General features: G+C 63.1%; 21 protein-coding genes and 1 other RNA gene. 13 read left to right on the forward strand and 9 right to left on the reverse strand.

Annotated elements, in window-relative coordinates:
- Positions 1-5 precede the first annotated feature (5 nt).
- Together CDQ91_RS01320 and CDQ91_RS01325 are read right to left on the reverse strand one after the other, a co-directional pair.
- Positions 6-341, reverse strand: a complete 336-nt coding sequence (locus tag CDQ91_RS01320) for a YbaB/EbfC family nucleoid-associated protein (RefSeq protein WP_088470905.1) — start codon at positions 339-341, stop codon at positions 6-8.
- Positions 338-2,071, reverse strand: coding sequence for a DNA polymerase III subunit gamma/tau (locus CDQ91_RS01325; RefSeq protein WP_088470906.1), 1,734 nt, complete (start codon positions 2,069-2,071; stop codon positions 338-340). The genes CDQ91_RS01320 and CDQ91_RS01325 overlap by 4 nt, the downstream gene beginning before the upstream one ends.
- 58 nt (positions 2,072-2,129) lie before the next feature.
- On the opposite strand from CDQ91_RS01325, the gene CDQ91_RS01330 reads away from it, so the two are divergent.
- Positions 2,130-2,579, forward strand: coding sequence for a hypothetical protein (locus CDQ91_RS01330; RefSeq protein ID WP_158213585.1), 450 nt, complete (start codon positions 2,130-2,132; stop codon positions 2,577-2,579).
- Here CDQ91_RS01330 and ffs read toward each other — a convergent pair.
- The 4 genes from ffs to CDQ91_RS01350 form a co-directional block, all read right to left on the reverse strand.
- Positions 2,578-2,675, reverse strand: an RNA gene (gene ffs, locus CDQ91_RS01335) — signal recognition particle sRNA small type. The genes CDQ91_RS01330 and ffs overlap by 2 nt on opposite strands.
- 43 nt (positions 2,676-2,718) lie before the next feature.
- Positions 2,719-3,606 (reverse strand): class A beta-lactamase, encoded by an 888-nt coding sequence (gene bla / locus CDQ91_RS01340; protein WP_088470908.1) that lies wholly within the window; start codon positions 3,604-3,606, stop codon positions 2,719-2,721.
- Entirely contained in the window at positions 3,606-3,944 is a 339-nt protein-coding gene (locus CDQ91_RS01345; RefSeq protein ID WP_088470909.1) for a 2Fe-2S iron-sulfur cluster-binding protein, read from the reverse strand. Before CDQ91_RS01345 ends, bla begins: the two co-directional genes overlap by 1 nt.
- Complete coding sequence (locus CDQ91_RS01350; protein ID WP_088470910.1) at positions 3,941-5,026, reverse strand: cysteine desulfurase family protein; 1,086 nt, start codon at positions 5,024-5,026, stop codon at positions 3,941-3,943. Before CDQ91_RS01350 ends, CDQ91_RS01345 begins: the two co-directional genes overlap by 4 nt.
- A gap of 139 nt (positions 5,027-5,165) precedes the next feature.
- Here CDQ91_RS01350 and CDQ91_RS01355 point away from each other — a divergent pair, with 139 nt between their 5' ends.
- The gene (locus CDQ91_RS01355; protein WP_088470911.1) at positions 5,166-5,822 is read left to right on the forward strand and encodes an alpha/beta hydrolase; all 657 of its coding nucleotides are present in this window, start codon (positions 5,166-5,168) and stop codon (positions 5,820-5,822) included.
- 142 nt (positions 5,823-5,964) lie between these two features.
- On the opposite strand, the gene CDQ91_RS21435 is transcribed toward CDQ91_RS01355, so the two are convergent.
- The gene (locus tag CDQ91_RS21435; RefSeq protein WP_164499222.1) at positions 5,965-6,129 is read right to left on the reverse strand and encodes a hypothetical protein; all 165 of its coding nucleotides are present in this window, start codon (positions 6,127-6,129) and stop codon (positions 5,965-5,967) included.
- A 112-nt stretch (positions 6,130-6,241) separates the two neighbouring features.
- Here CDQ91_RS21435 and rpiB point away from each other — a divergent pair, with 112 nt between their 5' ends.
- From rpiB to CDQ91_RS01385, 6 genes are all read left to right on the forward strand, one after another.
- Positions 6,242-6,706, forward strand: a complete 465-nt coding sequence (gene rpiB / locus CDQ91_RS01360) for a ribose 5-phosphate isomerase B (protein ID WP_088470912.1) — start codon at positions 6,242-6,244, stop codon at positions 6,704-6,706.
- Positions 6,703-8,010 carry a serine hydroxymethyltransferase gene (gene glyA, locus CDQ91_RS01365; RefSeq protein ID WP_088470913.1) on the forward strand — a complete coding sequence of 436 codons (1,308 nt, stop codon included), beginning with the start codon at positions 6,703-6,705 and terminating at the stop codon, positions 8,008-8,010. Before rpiB ends, glyA begins: the two co-directional genes overlap by 4 nt.
- 5 nt (positions 8,011-8,015) lie before the next feature.
- Positions 8,016-8,234, forward strand: a complete 219-nt coding sequence (locus tag CDQ91_RS01370) for a hypothetical protein (RefSeq protein WP_088470914.1) — start codon at positions 8,016-8,018, stop codon at positions 8,232-8,234.
- 3 nt (positions 8,235-8,237) lie between these two features.
- Entirely contained in the window at positions 8,238-8,699 is a 462-nt protein-coding gene (gene nrdR, locus CDQ91_RS01375; protein WP_088470915.1) for a transcriptional regulator NrdR, read from the forward strand.
- A gap of 111 nt (positions 8,700-8,810) precedes the next feature.
- A complete protein-coding gene (locus CDQ91_RS01380; RefSeq protein ID WP_088470916.1) occupies positions 8,811-9,041 on the forward strand; it encodes a hypothetical protein in 231 nt (76 codons plus the stop codon).
- A 52-nt stretch (positions 9,042-9,093) separates the two neighbouring features.
- Positions 9,094-9,813 carry an RNA methyltransferase gene (locus CDQ91_RS01385; protein WP_088470917.1) on the forward strand — a complete coding sequence of 240 codons (720 nt, stop codon included), beginning with the start codon at positions 9,094-9,096 and terminating at the stop codon, positions 9,811-9,813.
- Here the strand turns inward: CDQ91_RS01385 and CDQ91_RS01390 are convergent.
- Positions 9,810-10,136 (reverse strand): chorismate mutase, encoded by a 327-nt coding sequence (locus CDQ91_RS01390; RefSeq protein ID WP_088470918.1) that lies wholly within the window; start codon positions 10,134-10,136, stop codon positions 9,810-9,812. The two genes, CDQ91_RS01385 and CDQ91_RS01390, sit on opposite strands and share 4 nt — an antisense overlap.
- A 214-nt stretch (positions 10,137-10,350) precedes the next feature.
- On the opposite strand from CDQ91_RS01390, the gene rpsD reads away from it, so the two are divergent.
- A complete protein-coding gene (gene rpsD, locus CDQ91_RS01395; protein ID WP_088470919.1) occupies positions 10,351-10,962 on the forward strand; it encodes a 30S ribosomal protein S4 in 612 nt (203 codons plus the stop codon).
- A gap of 57 nt (positions 10,963-11,019) precedes the next feature.
- Here rpsD and CDQ91_RS01400 read toward each other — a convergent pair whose 3' ends face one another.
- Positions 11,020-12,942, reverse strand: coding sequence for an alpha/beta hydrolase family protein (locus tag CDQ91_RS01400; protein ID WP_201791845.1), 1,923 nt, complete (start codon positions 12,940-12,942; stop codon positions 11,020-11,022).
- Between the two features lie 244 nt (positions 12,943-13,186).
- On the opposite strand from CDQ91_RS01400, the gene CDQ91_RS01405 reads away from it, so the two are divergent.
- From CDQ91_RS01405 to aguB, 4 genes are all read left to right on the forward strand, one after another.
- Positions 13,187-14,875, forward strand: coding sequence for a M28 family metallopeptidase (locus CDQ91_RS01405; protein ID WP_088470921.1), 1,689 nt, complete (start codon positions 13,187-13,189; stop codon positions 14,873-14,875).
- 112 nt (positions 14,876-14,987) lie between these two features.
- Entirely contained in the window at positions 14,988-15,971 is a 984-nt protein-coding gene (locus tag CDQ91_RS01410; protein ID WP_088470922.1) for an agmatine deiminase family protein, read from the forward strand.
- The gene (locus CDQ91_RS01415) at positions 15,968-16,321 is read left to right on the forward strand and encodes a TonB family protein (protein WP_088470923.1); all 354 of its coding nucleotides are present in this window, start codon (positions 15,968-15,970) and stop codon (positions 16,319-16,321) included. The genes CDQ91_RS01410 and CDQ91_RS01415 overlap by 4 nt, the downstream gene beginning before the upstream one ends.
- Before the next feature lies 1 nt (position 16,322).
- Positions 16,323-17,174, forward strand: a complete 852-nt coding sequence (gene aguB / locus CDQ91_RS01420; protein WP_088470924.1) for an N-carbamoylputrescine amidase — start codon at positions 16,323-16,325, stop codon at positions 17,172-17,174.
- The last annotated feature ends 10 nt before the right edge of the window (positions 17,175-17,184 follow it).

Genomic DNA, 17,184 nt, shown 5'->3' on the forward strand with positions numbered 1-17,184 from the left:
CCCGATCAGAAAGGCAATTTAAAGCCCGGGGGCAGCGGCAGGCCGCTGGTCATCTTGCCCATTTCTTCGTTGCTGACCTGGTCTGCCTTTTCACGCGCATCATTGAACGCAGCGGCGAGCAGGTCTTCGAGCATCTGCTTGTCGGCGGGGACCATCAGACTGTCGTCGATCGCGATCGCCTTGATCCGACCCTTGGCGCTGGCGCGAATCCGCACCAGACCGCCACCCGAAACGCCTTCAACCTCGATGCTGTCGAGCTTTGCCTGCGCCTCCTGCATCTGGGCCTGAACGGTCGCGGCGGCTTCCTGAGCCGCCTTCATCATGTCTTCGATCGATTTCATGGCGCGGACTTATGACGTGTGTCGTCGCCTTCGACAAGCGTTGCGTCGGGAAAAGCTGCCAAAGCGGCCTTCACCACGGGCAATTCGCGGATGCGCTGATCATTGTCCGCGCCCTTGGCGTCCTGAACATCCTTCAGACTCGGGCGCGCCTTGCCATCGCCCGCGCGGACGTGCCAGCGGCTGCCCGTTGCGGTAAGCAACGCGTCGCCAAGGTCGCGGGCGAAACTTCCGTCGAGCGCCGGCACCGGCGCGAAGACAAGACTTCCCGGTTCCAGCTCGACGATTCGCATATGATCATAAACATCGACCGCAAGCCGATGATTTCCCGTACTTTCGAGTAGCTGATGAATTTGCGCGACAGTGAGCGCCGAGGCAGGTGGCTCGGCGCGGGCAGGCGCAGCCACTTCAGCTTCGACGGGTGGCGGCGCTGCGGTGATAGTGGAGACTGTATCGCCCTGCCCGCCGGTCGGCGCGGGCATCGCGGCCATCGCCATCGGCACCCCGCCCGACTGGAGCAGCTTCGCCAACTCGCCCGGGTCGGGCATCGATGCGGCATAGATGACGCGCAGCAACAGCATTTCCAGATGCTCGAGCGGATTGTTCGCGCGCAGCACCTCGTCATGCCCCTTGAGCAACAGCTGCCAAAGGCGATTGAGCGGTGCGAAGCCCAGCTTTTTCGCCCATTCGCCGATGCGTTCGCGATCCGCCTCGGCCAGTGCGGGATCGTCGTGGCGCGACACTTTGGCGAGCGTCACGGCATGCGTGAGGTCCATCAGTCCGCGGACCATCGCGACGGGTTCGATTCCCAGCGCATATTGCGCGCGGGCTAGGTCGATCGCGGCGCCGGCGTCGCCTTCCAATATCGTCGCCATCAGCTGCGCAATCGACGAACGATCGGACAGGCCGAGCATCGCGCGCACCTGATCGGCGCTGACTTTCCCGCCGCCATCGAGATCGGCGTGCGCAATCGCCTGGTCGAGGATCGAGAGGCCGTCGCGCACAGATCCCTCGGCGGCATTGGCGATCAGCCAGATTGCGGGCGCCTCGGCCTCGACGCCTTCCTTTTGCAGGATCGCGCTAAAATGCGCGAACAGCATGTCGGGGGTGATGCGACGAAGGTCGAAACGCTGACAGCGCGACAGCACCGTCACCGGCACCTTGTTAACCTCGGTGGTCGCGAACAGGAATTTGACGTGCGGCGGCGGCTCTTCGAGCGTTTTCAGAAGCGCATTGAAGGCGTTACGCGACAACATGTGCACTTCGTCGATGATATAGATTTTGTAGCGCGCCGACACGGCGGCATAACGCACCGCCTCGATAATCTCGCGCACGTCATCGACGCCGGTGTTCGACGCGGCGTCCATTTCGATGACGTCAATATGGCGTCCTTCGGTGATCGCACGGCACGGTTCGCACACCCCGCACGGATCGATCGTCGGCCCGCCCTGCCCGTCCGGCCCGATGCAGTTAAGCGCCTTGGCGATCAGGCGCGCGGTCGACGTCTTGCCGACCCCGCGCACCCCGGTCATCAGAAAGGCGTGCGCCAGCCGGTCGCGCGCGATCGCATTGCCCAGCGTGCGCACCATCGCGTCCTGTCCGATGAGTTCGGCAAAGGTTTGCGGGCGGTATTTGCGGGCGAGGACGCGGTACGGGCCGCTAGACGGCTGCGGCGCGGCATCGGGCAGGTCCATTCCCAGCATCGTGGGTTCGTCGTCGGCGGAATCGCTCATGGGCCCCGTCTTAGGGGGTCGACTTGCCTTTGTCGAAAGCAAGATGCATCCCACTGCGATGTTTCGCGATCAGGAAAAACTCGACGGACTTTATGACCGCGCAGTGCGTATCATGGACGGTCTTGCCCCCGGCTTTTGCCAACCGATATTCCGCGCTCTCGCGGTTCGAAATCACAGCAACGGACAAGCCTTGCTGGCGTGCAATTTCTTGAAGGACAAGGGCCCCTGCACGCATCCCGCCTTTGCCGCCTATTGGTACCGCAAAGCGTGGCGCAACCGCAGCGCATTGGCGGCTCAGCATATGGCGATGAACTGTTTCGCGTCCAACGACCTGCAGGGCTACCGTCGCTGGCTGCGCCGCGCGGCGCGTCTGGGCTATGACGATGAGGCCTTCGAGTTGGGAAAATTCGCGACGCGACTCCCGCATCGACGGCTCCGATCAATCGGGCGCCTCCGCCCCGCGTATAAACGCGACCGCAAACTGGGCCGCGATAGCGAAATGTGGTGAGGGTGGGAGCCGGAACGACCCGCAGCGAATTCGTTGCGGCTGCTTCCTTCCGGACCTGACCGGGTTGGCGAAGACTGCGTCCGCCCGACTCCCGGGGCGCATATGGCGGGGGTGAAGGCGAAATGCAAGCGCGGTGCGGTCAGGGCAAATCCCTGGCCACCGCGCGCGCGACATCGGCAATCGCAGCGTTGGCGGCGTCGCCCTTAACCGCCGGCCGATCGAGATAGACGGCAATCATATATTTGGCGCCGCCAGGCTCCTCGACGAACGCGACGTCATTATAGGCGGTGCCGCACGTCCCGGTCTTGTCGCCGGACAGCCAGCCAGTGGGCAGCCCGCCGCGAATGCGCGCGAGGCCCGTCTCGCTTTCGATCAGCCAGTCGCGCAATTGTTTGCGATAGTCGCCCGTCAACCGATTGCCATACACATAGGCGGCGGCGCTTTTGGCCATCGCCGCGGGACTGCTCGTGTCGCGCGGGTCGCCGGGGGCGTTTTCGTTGAGCTCGGGTTCGATCCGGTCGAGCCGCGTCACATCATCACCCGCCCCGCGGAGCGCTGCGGTAAAAACGGCCGGGCCGCCCATTTGCGTCAGGATCAGGTTCGCCGCAGCATTGTCGCTGAGTACCACCGCATCGCGTGCGGCGGCGCCCAGCCGTTGCTCGCCCTTGCCGTCGGCGCCGAGCAATTTTTCCGTCCCCGGCGAATGGGCAATCAGGTCGGCGCGGGTGAAGGACAACGGAGTGCGCAGCGAGACGCCATCGGCGGCGCGTTCGAGCACCTGTCCGGCGAGCAGCAGTTTGAAGGTCGAGCACATGGCAAAACGTTCGTCGGCGCGGTGGCCGAAGAGCAGATCGCCTTGGCTATCGGTCACTGCCACGCCCAGCCGGCCGCCGCTGCGCTTTTCAATCTCCGCAATCTGTTTGAAAAGGATGACGCTATCGCCCGTTGGTTCACGCGGGCCGACTTCGGGCGATGTCGCGCAGGCTGCAACAGCCAACAGCGCAGCGACAGCAAACATCTTCTTCATCAGCGCGGCCCCTGCATGTTTCGGCTCTCCGAAGGGATATGCACGGTCAGTGCGCCCATTTCCGCGGTCAGCGATATCTGGCACGACAGGCGGCTTGTCCGGCGCACCCCGGCGGCAAGATCGAGCATATCCTCCTCCATCTCACTCGCGGGCGGCAGGCGATCGAAATCCTCTTTGGCGACGATGACATGGCAGGTCGAGCAGGCCATCTGGCCCTCACACGTCCCTTCGAGCGGCATCAGATGCGCCTGCGCGACATCGAGCAGGATGCTGCCCGGCTCGGCCTCGACTTCGGTGCGGCCCTTGCCGTCGGCGTGTACGAAGGTGACGCGCATCAATTCACTCCCTGCAAACGTGCGGCCTGCCTGATCGCGTTCAACCCGTCGCGCAATGCTGTTTCGGACGTATAGCGCCCCCAGCCGAGACGGATCGAGGCGCGCGCATCGGTTTCGCTGACACCCATCGCGCGCAGCACATGGCTGACCTTGCCCGACCCGCTGCCGCACGCGCTGCCGAGCGAAAAGGCGACATCGCGCGCGTCGGACATCAGGCGCAGCCCGTTTACGCCCTCGCGCCGAACATTGAGATTGCCGTGATAGCGTGAGTTCGCGGCGCCGTTGAGCGTCCATTCCGGGAGCATGTCCAAGGCGAGCGACCACAGCCGCTCGACATGTTCGGCGTCTTTCTCGAAGCGCTCGGCCGCCAGCGCCGCCGCGGCGCCGAAGCCGGCGCAGAGCGCGGGCGAGACGGTGCCCGAGCGCATCCCCTGCTCCTGTGCGCCGCCGAGCATGAAGGGCGGCAGGTCGACGCCATCCTTCACCCATAATGCGCCAATGCCCTTAGGCCCATGGATCTTGTGGGCCGAGATCGCGATCAGATCGGCGCTGCCGGGGATCGCGACGCGGCCATAGCCCTGCACCGCGTCGCAGAGCAGCAGGCTGCTCTTCGCATGCGCGGCGGCAGCGAAATCGGCGACAGGTTGGATCGTACCGACCTCATTGTTCACCAGCATCACCGCGACAATGCCTTTTTCAGGGATCAGCGCGTCGTCAGGCGATAACGCCACCCCCTCCGCATCGACCGGCAGGATATTGGCATTCAGCTTTTCGAGGCATTGGAGCGACGCTGCATGTTCAATGCTGAGCCCCGCGACGCCGCCCGGCATCGCCTCGGCGCCGCGCAGCAGCGCCCAGTTGAGCGCCTCTGTCGCCCCCGACGTGAAGAAAACACGCCCTCCCTTGGGAAGCAGCGCCGCGACCTGATCGCGCGCGACCTCCACCGCCGCCGCCGCGGCGCGGCCCGCCTTGTGGGTGCTCGACGGGTTGGCGAAACTATCGCCCTCATTACCCATCCAGCGCAGCATCGTCTCACGCGCTTCGGGAGCGAGCGGCGTGGTGGCCTGATAGTCGAAGTAAATCATGGAGAGAGACGGTCCTTATTGCGAGCGATTCGCAAAAGTTGCAACTTGCTACGCAATTTCTATATAGGCCGCGCCTTCGCTCCGCCACCCTGCCAAGCCCGGCGATTCGGCGGTCAGCCAAAATATAAGAGGTGCTCCCATGCCCGACGTCATTTTCACCGGCCCCGAAGGCCGCCTCGAAGGCCGCTTCTCGCCGCCGCCGCGCCCGCGTGCACCGCTGGCGATGATCCTTCACCCGCATCCACAGGGCGGCGGCACGATGAACGATCGCATCACCCAGGCGATGTACAAAAGTTTCGTCGCGCGCGGCTTTGCCGTGCTGCGCTTCAACTTTCGCGGCGTCGGCCGCAGCCAGGGCACGTTCGACAATGGCATTGGCGAACTCTCCGATGCCGCGTCGGCGCTCGATTGGGTCCAGTCGATCCATCCCGAAGCACAGACGACGTGGATCGCGGGCTTCAGCTTTGGCGCGTGGATCGGTATGCAGCTTTTGATGCGCCGTCCCGAAATCCGCGGCTTCCTGTCGGTTGCACCGCCGGCGAACATGTATGACTTCAGCTTCCTGGCCCCCTGCCCTTCGTCGGGCATCATCGTCGCGGGCGCGCAGGACGAAATCGTCCCGCCGAGCGCGGTGCAAAAGCTGGTCGACAAGCTTCGCACGCAAAAGGGCATCACCATCCATCACGACGAGATCCCGCGCGCGAACCATTTCTTCGAACATGAACTGCCGCAGTTGATGAAGTCGCTCGACAATTACCTGGATATGCGGCTCGCGCCGGATTCGCCGATCCGCTGACGAATGATCCTCCCTGTGGCCCGGCCATGGGGAGGTGGCAGCGGCGACAGCCGCTGACGGAGGGGCTCTGACGCCAACCCCTCCACCATTCGCTTCGCGAACGGTCCCCCTCCCCACCGCTACGCGGCAGGGAGGATTTTCCCTATTTCGTCGGTACCAGCCAGATCGCCACATTGGCGAACATCACCAGCGCCGCGACGAGCATCAGCAGCGCGCGGCGCCGGTCACCCTTGCGAAAAACAAAAGCCGCACCGCCGGTCAGGACGATACCGGTCAGCACCAGTATAGAGATGATCGTATCGGTCATGGGGCGGCTTTATCGCCCGCGTCACAAATTTGCCACCTCGCTTATGGCCAAGTCGGGTCGCTTCGCCTAAAGGGCGCTCATCGATTCCCTTGACCCCAGCGGGAGCCGCACCATGCGCATCGCCATAGCCTCTGACCACGCCGCCTATGAGCTGAAAGCCGAGCTCGCCGACTGGCTCCGCGACGCTGGCCACGAGGTTGCCGACCTCGGCACCAATGGACCCGACAGCGTCGACTATCCCGACTTCGGCTACGCCCTGGCCGCCGCCATCGCCGACGGCAGCGCCGAACGCGGCGTCGCGCTCTGCGGATCGGGGATCGGCATTTCGATTTCGGTCAATCGCAACCCCGCGGCCCGCTGCGCACTCGTCGGCGAACCGCTGTCGGCTAAGCTCGCCCGCGAACATAATGACGCGAACGTTATCGCGATGGGCGCGCGCCTGACCGGCATCGACATGGCCAAGGCCTGCCTCACCGCTTTTCTCGCCACCGACTTCGCCGGCGACCGCCATGCGCGCCGCGTCGACAAGCTTTCCAATCCCCCAAAAGACTTGGCCCAACTGGAGACCAGCCGATGACCACAGACACGCTCAACAAACCCATCAAATCGGCTGGCTATTTCACCGACGGCGTCGACAAGGTCGATCCCGCGGTCGCCGCGGCGATGAAGCATGAACTGGAGCGCGAGCGCCACCAGATCGAACTGATCGCGAGCGAAAACATCGTCTCAAAGGCAGTGCTCGAAGCGCAGGGCTCGGTCTTTACCAACAAATATGCCGAAGGTTATCCGGGCCGCCGCTATTATCAGGGCTGCGCGCCGTCGGACGAGGTCGAAACCCTCGCGATCGACCGTGCGAAGCAGCTGTTCGACTGCGGCTATGCCAACGTCCAGCCGCACTCGGGCGCGCAGGCGAACGGCGCGGTGATGCTGGCGCTGACCAAGCCGGGCGCGACGATCCTGGGGATGAGCCTCGACGCCGGCGGCCACCTGACCCACGGTGCGGCGCCCGCGATGTCGGGAAAATGGTTCAATGCTGTGCAATATGGCGTTCGTCCCGACGACCATCTTGTCGATTTCGACCAGGTCGAGGCGCTGGCCAAGGAACATCGCCCTGCGCTGATCATCGCGGGCGGCTCGGCCTATCCGCGCACCCTCGACTTCGCGCGTTTCCGTGCGATCGCCGATGACGTTGGCGCGCTTTTCATGGTCGATATGGCGCATTTCGCCGGTCTCGTCGCCGGCGGCGTTCACGCATCGCCGATGGAGCATGCCCATGTCGTCACCACCACGACCCACAAGACACTGCGCGGTCCGCGCGGCGGCATGATCCTGACCAATGACGAAGCGATCGCCAAGCGCATCAACTCGGCGGTCTTCCCCGGACTTCAGGGCGGACCGCTGATGCACGTCATCGCCGCCAAGGCGGTCGCGTTCGGCGAAGCGCTGCGTCCCGAGTTCAAGGATTACGCCAAGGCCACCGTCGCCAACGCACAGGCGCTGGCGGGCCGGCTGAAAGCACGCGGCGCAGACATCGTTGCAGGCGGCACCGATACGCACCTCGCGCTGGTCGACCTGCGCCCGCTCGGCGTCACCGGCCGCGACGCCGATGAGGCACTCGAACGCTCGGCGATCACCTGCAACAAGAATGGCATCCCCTTCGATCCGCTGCCCCCGATCAAAACCAGCGGCATCCGCGTCGGGTCGCCCGCCGGCACGACGCGCGGTTTCGGCATCGCCGAATTCGAGGAAATCGGTGACATGGTCGCCGACGTGCTCGAAGCGCTTCGCGACAAGGGCGAGCATGGCGACGCCGATGTCGAGGCGAATGTTCGTGGCCGGGTCCGCGCGCTGTGCGAACGCTTCCCCATTTATCAAGGCTGAGGGTAGTGGCCCGCCCCAACCCTGAAGAGCCGACGCTGGCCGAACTGGCGATCGAAGAGGTTAAGGCGATGGGCAAGCAGGGGATGAATCATCCCTCGACGCGCCCGGTGCTGATCGGCGGCGGGGTTGGGGCGGCGATCGGGCTGATGCTCGACGCCGTCAGCTGGCCTTTCGGCCTGTTCGCGGGCGCGCTCATCGCGCTTCTCGTGCGGGTCAAGCGCTGACCGATGCGCTGTCCCTATTGCGGCCATGAAGACAGTCAGGTGAAGGACAGCCGTCCGACCGAGGATGGCGCTGCCATTCGTCGGCGACGGCAGTGCGAAGATTGCGGCGCGCGTTTCACCACCTTTGAGCGCATCCAACTGCGCGAGGTCGGCGTGTCAAAGGCCGATGGCCGCCGCGAGCCGTTCGACCGCGAAAAACTGATGCGCAGCGTCCAGATCGCGTGCCGCAAGCGGCCGATCGACGGCGCGCGTATCGAACGGCTGGTGTCGGGCATCCAGCGCCAGCTCGAAACTTCGGGCGAGAGCGAGGTCAAGGCCGAGCAGATTGGCGCGATGGTGATGGAGGCGCTCAAGGGCTTCGACAATGTCGCCTATATCCGCTTCGCCAGCGTCTATCGCGACTTCACCGAAGCCAAGGATTTCGAAGATTTCGCAAGCCAGGTCGGCGGCCTCGGCAAGGGCTAGCACGACTGCGCCGCCACTATCGAACCGCATTGACCGCTTGAAATAGCTCGACAAACTGCATAGGAAAAAGAGAATTGAGTAATTTGGCCTGTTCTTGTCTCGAGGTTTCCTATGATCATGTATTTCTTCGCGTTGCTGGCATCAACCGCGTCACCCGACGCGACGGCAGCGGCATCGGACGCTACCGAAACCGCACCCGCGCAAAAGGAAAAACTGATCTGCACCAACAGGCCGGTGCTGGGTTCGCGCCTCTCGACGGAGCGCGTGTGTCAGACCGAATCCCAGCGCAAGGCGGAAAGCGACATGCGCCGGGCGCAGGACAATCGCCGCAGCATACGCTAAGCGGTTTCCACCCGCGGCAATCCTCCGCAAAAATCAGTGACGGATTTGCTTCATGAATCCGCCGCTGATCATCCTCGTCCGTCCGCAGCTTGGCGAGAATATCGGCAAGGCAGCGCGCGCGATGCTCAATTTCGGGCTGACCGAGCTGCGCCTTGTCGCTCCGCGCGACGGCTGGCCGAACCCCGATGCGGGTCCGGCGGCGTCGGGCGCCGATATCGTGCTGGCCAATGCGCAGGTTTTCGACAGCCTCGCCGATGCGGTCACCGATTGCACCCATATTTATGCGACCACGGTCCGCAAACGCGGGGTCAGCAAGCCGGTCTTGACCCCCGAAGCGGCCGCCAAGGCGGTTCATGCCTCGGCGGGCCGGTCCGCCTTCGTTTTCGGCCCCGAACGATCGGGGCTCGAGACCGACGATGTCGCGGTCGCGCACAATATCATCACCGTGCCGATCAATCCCGAATTCGGGTCGCTGAACCTCGCGCAGGCCGTCATTCTGCTCGCCTATGAATGGTCGAAGGGCCAGGCGCTGGCGAGCCCGCCTGACGTGCCGCTCGCCCCGCCCGCCCCGCATGAGGAAATGGAAGAGCTGATCCAGCATTTCGTCCGCGACCTCGACGAAGCCGGCTATTTCTTTCCGGCCGATCGCCGTGCGTCGACGCTGCGCACCCTGCGCACCACGCTGACCAAGACCGGCTGGTCGCACAATGATGTCCGTATGATGCATGGCATCGTCACGATGCTCGGTCGGAAGCGCAGAGACCGCACTTAATCGGTGCGGGTGTTGTCCCAGCGATCGAGTTCATGCGCGATCGACTGTTCGACGAGCACGTCCCACACCGCGCGCAACCGGTCGGGATCGAGCCCCACCGCTTCCGCTTCGCGCGCGACATTGTCGATCACCTGCGCCTTGCGCGCCTCATCGCGAACCGCCGCCCGGTCGGGCTTGATCCGCGCCGCAGCATCCATATAGCCGAAACGGCGGACGAGCAGCGCGACCAGCGCGCGGTCGGTTTCGTCGACCCCGGCACGGACTTCGATCATCGTCTGGCATTGTTCGGGCGATTTGGGTTCGGGCGATTTGGCGGACGTCATGCGCGCTGCATTAGCGGCTTTTTTCGCCCTGTCGAGGCGCACGCCCGACTTGGAACCGCGATGCTTGACTTTCGCCCCCTCGCCGTCTAGTCGCGCGCCTTCGCAATGGACCCCGCACCCCGGTGAAGCGGCGGTCGCACATGGCTTATAGTTCATGTGGTGCGACCCGGGAAACGCCGAAATCCTTCGGCACACAGCAAGTTGGAGACGACATATGTCGAAGCGCCATAGCGCCAAGTATAAACTCGACCGCCGGATGGGTGAAAACATCTGGGGTCGCCCGAAGAGCCCCGTCAACCGTCGCGAATATGGCCCCGGCCAGCACGGTCAGCGCCGCAAGAGCAAGGTGTCGGATTTCGGCATCCAACTGCGCGCGAAGCAGAAGTTGAAGGGCTATTACGGCGACATCACCGAAAAGCAGTTCAAGAAGAACTATTTCGAAGCATCGCGCATGAAGGGCGACACCGGCCAGAACCTGATCGGTCTGCTCGAACGCCGCCTCGACGCGGTCGTTTACCGCTCGAAGTTCACCCCGACGATCTTCTCGGCGCGTCAGCTCGTCAGCCACGGTCACGTCTATGTGAACGGCGTGAAGTGCAACATCGCCAGCCGTCTCGTGAAGCCGGGTGACGAAATCACCCTCGGCAAGAAGGCACAGGAAATGGCGCTGGTCGCCGAAGCCCAGAGCCTGCCCGAGCGCGACCTGCCTGAATATCTCGCCATCGACGGCACCAAGGCAACCTACGTCCGCGTCCCGACGCTCGACGAAGTTCCCTATCCGGTGAAGATGGAACCGAACCTGGTCGTCGAATTCTATTCGCGCTGATCCAGTTCGATATCGAACAGCAAAGGGGCGGTCCAGCAACGGGCCGCCCCTTTTCGTTTAGTGCGGCAGAAACGCCGAAATCCGGCGCAGCATGTCGGTGCGCGCTTCGCTGGTTTCGAGGCTGTGCGCGAGTTCGGGATATTCGACCAACTCGACACGCTTGCCCTTGCCCTCCAGCGCGCGGCGCATCGTCCGGGCCTGTGCGATATCGACATTCTGATCGAAACTACCGTGGAACATCAGGACCGGCGCCTTGATGGCCTCGGCATTTTGGGCAGGCGAGCCTTCGCGGATATGCGGCCCGCTTCCGATAAACCTGTCGTTTATCGTGCCACCGCCAAATTTCGATTCTTCCGCTTTCAACTGCGCGAGGTCGGTCACGGGGGCGATGGCGACAATCGCCTGAAAGAGATCGGGCGCCACGACACCAGACTGCAGCGCCGCATAACCGCCATAGGACCAGCCGACGATCGACAGTTTTTTCGCATCGACACCCTGCGATGACAGCAGCCACCGCCCACCGTCGGTGACGTCACCCAAAGCCGTTTTCCACGACTGAAAGCCATTATTCTTGTACCAGACATCGCCATAGCCCGACGATCCGCGATAATTGGGCTGAAGAACGGCATAGCCCGATTGCGCAAAATATTGCGCGAGCCAGTCAAAACCCCATTCATCGCGCGACGAAGGCCCGCCATGCGGCATAACGATCGCGGGCAGCCCGCGCGCGTCGCTCCGCCCCGGGGGCAGCGTCAGATAGCCCGGGATCATGGTGCCGTCCGCCGCGGGATAAGTGATCGCCTTTACGGGCGACAAAGCCACATCCAACAGCGGTTCGCGCGGCACCAGCAGCGGGCGCAACTCTCTCGCCTTTGGAGTGTACAGATAATAGGCGCCTGGATCGATATCGGATTCGGCGCGAACCAGATAGCGGCCCTCATCGGCCGATGCGTCGACGATCACGATCTGCTTGCCGCCCAATGTCTTGGACAGCGCGCCCGTCATCTTCGCAATGCCAGGATCGGTCATCGCCGCCTCGCGCTGATCGGTTACATAGGAGATGCCCACGATCCGGCCGTTTCGGCCGACACGCATGATGTCGTCGACGTCCACCTCGGGATGCGCATAGATGGTGCTGACTGCACCGGTGCCGTCGAGCGCCATCGCCACGACCGCCATGCGCCCGTCTATTTTCTGAAAACCATAAACGCGATTTGTGGCGGCATCGACGGTGTCTGGCTGGAAGCCGCTATCGGTGACAACATCATTTTGCGCCAGCGGCTTCCACCCCCCACCATCCTTGGGTCGATAGAAAAAGCGGACCGTCGGCTCAAACTGCCCGGTGCTGCTCAAATAGCCCTGCGTTGCCATGATGCGAATATTGCCGTGGCCGTCGGACAGATAATAACGGGCGTCGCGATTGGCGGCCTCGACGCGGCGCGCGGCGCCGGTGACCGAATCGACGCGATCGACGCCGAGCCCTTCGGCGCGGCTCACGATGCGCGTGCGCACATCGCCTTCGGGAACATAACTGCGCGACATGAGCAGCGAGCCATTGTCGCTCGATGACCAGTCGATGACACTGCCACCCCGAAAATCGGCATAGAGCGAACGCAAACTGCGGCGATTGCTGAGTATGCGCATATTACCGCCCGTGGCATCGAGCGCGATGATGGTCGTCGCCGCCAGAATATCGCCTTCGACATTGTCCCGGACAAAGGTCTGGCAGGCGAGCCGCGCGTTGGTTACCCAGCCGCACCAGCTGAGATTACCGCCACCACTCCCATCGCTGGTGAGAATCTGGCGCGGCTTGGCCCCTTCCGCCGTCTCGACAACAAGCAGACGGCGCGTCCGGTTGGGCCCCTGTTCGATGAACGCCAACCGATTGCCATCTGGCGACAGGCTGACGTCCTGAATTGATTCGAGCGCGCCAAACCGGGCGGCGTTGTCCGCCGGCTCCTTCGCACTCGCACTCGCCAACCCTGACAACGCCAGCGCCATGACAGATAGTGACGCAGACAATGCAACACGACAGATCACTTAACACCCTCCCCGGAATTTTCTTTTCACAACCTGCCGATAGTCACCGATTTTTCAAGCAATTTTGGCGCATTGGCAGAAATACTGTTTTCTCTTCTCCGGCGCCCCCGCGCACGGCCTTCCTTGCATCCACGCCCCGCTGCTGGCACAACCCCGGCCATTCCGAAATCAGCAAGGATTGCTCATGTCCCGCTTGTCCACCCCGCTGGCGCTCGCTGCGCTTCTGTCCCTCGCCGCCTGCAACGGCAGCGGCGATGCATCGAAGACCGCCGCCGCCGCTTTGCCCGACGTTGCCCTCCCCGACCTGTCGCTTTCGACCCTGCAGGCGGTGACGAAGGAATTGTCGTCCGACGCTTTTGAAGGCCGCGCGCCCGGTACCGCAGGCGAAGAAAAAACCGTCGCCTATATCATCAAGCAATATGAAGCGGCGGGGCTGAAGCCCGGCAACAATGGCAGCTGGACGCAGGACGTGCCGCTGGTGGAGATCACCGCGAAAAATGCCACGCCGCTGACCTTCACTGGCGGCAAGACGCCAGTGACTGCGCAATATGCCAGCGATTATGTCGCCTTCAGCTATCGCGTACAGCCTAAGACCGAAGTCAAGGACAGTGACGTCGTCTTTGTGGGCTATGGCATCAATGCCCCTGAAAAGGGCTGGAACGACTATGCCGGGCTCGACGTCAAGGGGAAGACCGTTGTCGTTCTCGTCAACGACCCCGACTGGCAGACGAAGGAAGCCAAGGGCGAATTCAACGGCCGCGCGATGACCTATTACGGTCGCTGGTCGTATAAATATGAGGAAGCCGCGCGACAGGGCGCCGCGGCCGTGCTGATCGTCCACGACACCGAACCCGCCGCCTATGGCTGGAACGTCGTCGAATCGAGCAACACCGGCACCCAATATCTGGCCGAGAGCAAGAATGGCGGCGCCGACCAGACCCTCGCCAACGGCTGGATCCAGCTTCCCAAGGCGAAGGAATTGTTCGCGAGCGCCGGACAGGACTTCGACAAGCTGCGCGAAGCCGCGAAGAAGAAGGGGTTCAAGCCCGTCGCCTTGACCGGCGTGAAAGCGAACTTCGGCTTCGACAACCAGATCAGCAAGAAAATGTCGCGCAACGTCATCGGCATATTGCCGGGCACCAAGCGGCCCAACGAATATGTTCTCTACACCGGCCATTGGGACCATCTTGGCCGCTGCACGCCCGTTGCCGGCGACGACATCTGCAACGGCGCGGTCGATAATGCGAGCGGCATCGCAGGGCTCGTGACGATGGCGGAGGCCTATAAAAAGGCTGGCGCGCCCGACCGCAGCGTCGTGTTCCTCGCGGTCACCGCCGAAGAGTCCGGGCTGCTGGGTTCGAAATATTATGCCGAAAACCCGGTCTTCCCGCTCGCGCAGACCGTCGGCGGCGTGAATATGGACGCGCTGAACGCGATCGGCCCGACGAAGGACATTGTCGTCGTTGGTCGCGGCAAGTCCGAACTCGACGCCTATGTCGCCAAACTCGCCCAGTTGGAAAAGCGGGTGATCAAGGACGAACCGACCCCCGAAAAGGGTTTCTATTATCGTTCGGACCATTTCAGCTTTGCCAAGCTGGGCGTCCCGATGTTCAATTTCGGCAGCGGCGATGACCTGATCAACGGCGGGATCGAAGCCGGCAAAAAGGCAGCGGAAGATTATGAAAAGAACCGCTACCATGCGCCCGGCGACGAATATGACGCGATCACCAACTGGGACGGCATGATCGCCGACCTGCGGCTTTACTATGCGGCGGGACGGATGTTGGCGATGACCGATGCGTGGCCGAACTGGGTCAAGGGCGACGAATTCCGCGCTGCCCGCGACAAGTCGCGCAGCGCTGCGCAGAAGTAGTAGCCGCATCTTCGTCATTGCGAGGAGCGAAGTGACGCGGCAATCCAGAGTGGCGTAAACCGTCCTGGATTGCTTCGCTTCGCTCGCAATGACGAAAGAGGATTTGAGCCACATGTCACTTAAAATGCCCGCCGAATGGGCTCCGCACGAAGCCGTATGGATCGGCTTTCCGCACCTCGCCGAAGAATGGGCGGGCGCAATCGACGCCGCGCGGGCCGATGTCGCGGCCTTTGCCAACGCCGTCCATGACGGCGGGCGCGGCGAAGAGGTGCGGCTGGTCGTCAACGACGATGCGCAGGCGGACATCGCTGCAAAGCTGGTCGATGCGGGGGTCCGTATCCTCGTCCAGCCGCTCGGCGATATCTGGTTGCGCGATACCGGGCCGATCATTGCCGGCACCGGCGCGGCGCGGCGCGCGCGCAACTTCGAATTCAACTGGTGGGGCGAGAAATTCGTCATGCCGGGCGACAAGGAAGTCGGCGCGGCGCTTGCGGCCGGGAGTGGTCTTCCGGTCGACGATCAATATTGGGTGCTCGAAGGCGGCGGCATCGACGTCGATGGCACGGGGCTCTGCGTCACGACCGAGGAATGCCTGCTTAATATCAACCGCAACCCGACGCTCACGCGCGAAGACATATCGGTGCGGCTCCACCAGTCGCTCGGCATCGACCGCTTGTTGTGGCTCGGCAAGGGGCTGCTCGGCGACCATACCGACGGTCATGTTGACAATCTGGCGCGCTTCGTCGGCGAAGGCCGGCTGGCGATCCCGGTTGCGGCGGACAATGACGATCCTAATGCAGAAATCTATGCCGACGCGCGGGCGCGCACCGCGGCGTTTGGCGAGGTCGAGATAGTCGACCTCCCCTCGCCCGGTCGCTTCGAGATCGACGGCGAGCTGGCGGCGGCGAGCTATATGAACTTCTACATCGGCAACAGTGTCGTCGTGGTGCCGACCTATGGCGTCGCGAACGATCAGGCCGCGATCGACGCCCTCGCCGCGCTCTTCCCCGAACGCCGCGCGGTCGGCGTGTCCGCGCGCGGCATCCTCATTGGTGGTGGCAGCTTCCATTGCTCGAGCCAGCAAGTGCCGATATGATCAACCGTTCAATCATTTTGTTCGGCCTCTTCTTCGCCACGAGCAACGCTGCCTACGCGCAGTCTAAGTTTCAGACGTATGGGGACTATCCGGCCGCAGCTCTGGCAGCGGGTGCACAAGGTACGGCGAGATACGAAATACTCGTTGGAAAAGACGGTCGGCCAAAAAGTTGCCGGATTACCGAATCCACCGGCCATCCCGATCTAGATACCTCAACATGCGAACTCATGATGCAACGTGGCAGATTTCATCCCAAACGAGATGAAGCAGGCAAACCGGTCGAGTTCACTTATACGAACCAAGTTCGTTGGCGAATTCCCGACGAATCAAAAATATCGAAGAGTGAATAGCATGACCCGCACCATCGCCGTCGCCGCGTTGCAGCTTCCCCTGCCCGGCCCCGTTCAGCCCAATATCGACGCGGTCACCGCGCTCGTCGAAGACGCCGCCGCGAAGGGCGCGCAGGTCATCCTGCCCCCCGAACTCTTCGAAGGCCCCTATTTCTGTCAGGTCGAAGAGGAAGAGCTTTTCGCCAACGCACGCCCGACCGCCGAGCATCCGAGCGTCATCGCGATGCAGGCGCTCGCCGCGAAGCTAAAGGTCGCAATCCCGACGAGCTTCTTCGAGAAAGACGGGCCGCATTATTACAACACGCTCGCGATGGTCGGCCCCGATGGCGCGATCATGGGGACATATCGCAAGAGCCACATTCCCGATGGCCCCGGCTATGAAGAGAAATATTATTTCCGGCCCGGCAACACCGGTTTCAAGGTCTGGGACGTCTTCGGCACGCGGATCGGTGTCGGGGTGTGCTGGGATCAATGGTATCCCGAATGTGCCCGTGCGATGGCGCTGATGGGCGCCGAACTGCTCTTCTATCCGACCGCGATCGGCAGCGAACCCTATGACGCCGACCTCGACACCAGCCGCATGTGGCGCCGCGCGATGCAGGGCCATGCGGTATCGAACTGCATGCCGGTGATCGCCGCGAACCGCATCGGGGCCGAGGGCAATGCCAATTTCTATGGCCACAGCTTCATCAGCAACGAATGGGGCGATTTGACGCAGGAATATGGCGCCAGCGAGACCGGCGTGCTGATCGAGACGATCGACCTCGACCGTGCGGCAAAGCATCGTGCGGGCATGGGTTTCTTCCGCGACCGACGGCCGCAGCTTTACGGGCGGCTGGCCGAAGATATCTGAACGCAGCTTT

The sequence above is a fragment of the Sphingopyxis witflariensis genome (assembly GCF_002205635.1).
Classification (GTDB): Bacteria; Pseudomonadota; Alphaproteobacteria; order Sphingomonadales; family Sphingomonadaceae; genus Sphingopyxis; species Sphingopyxis witflariensis.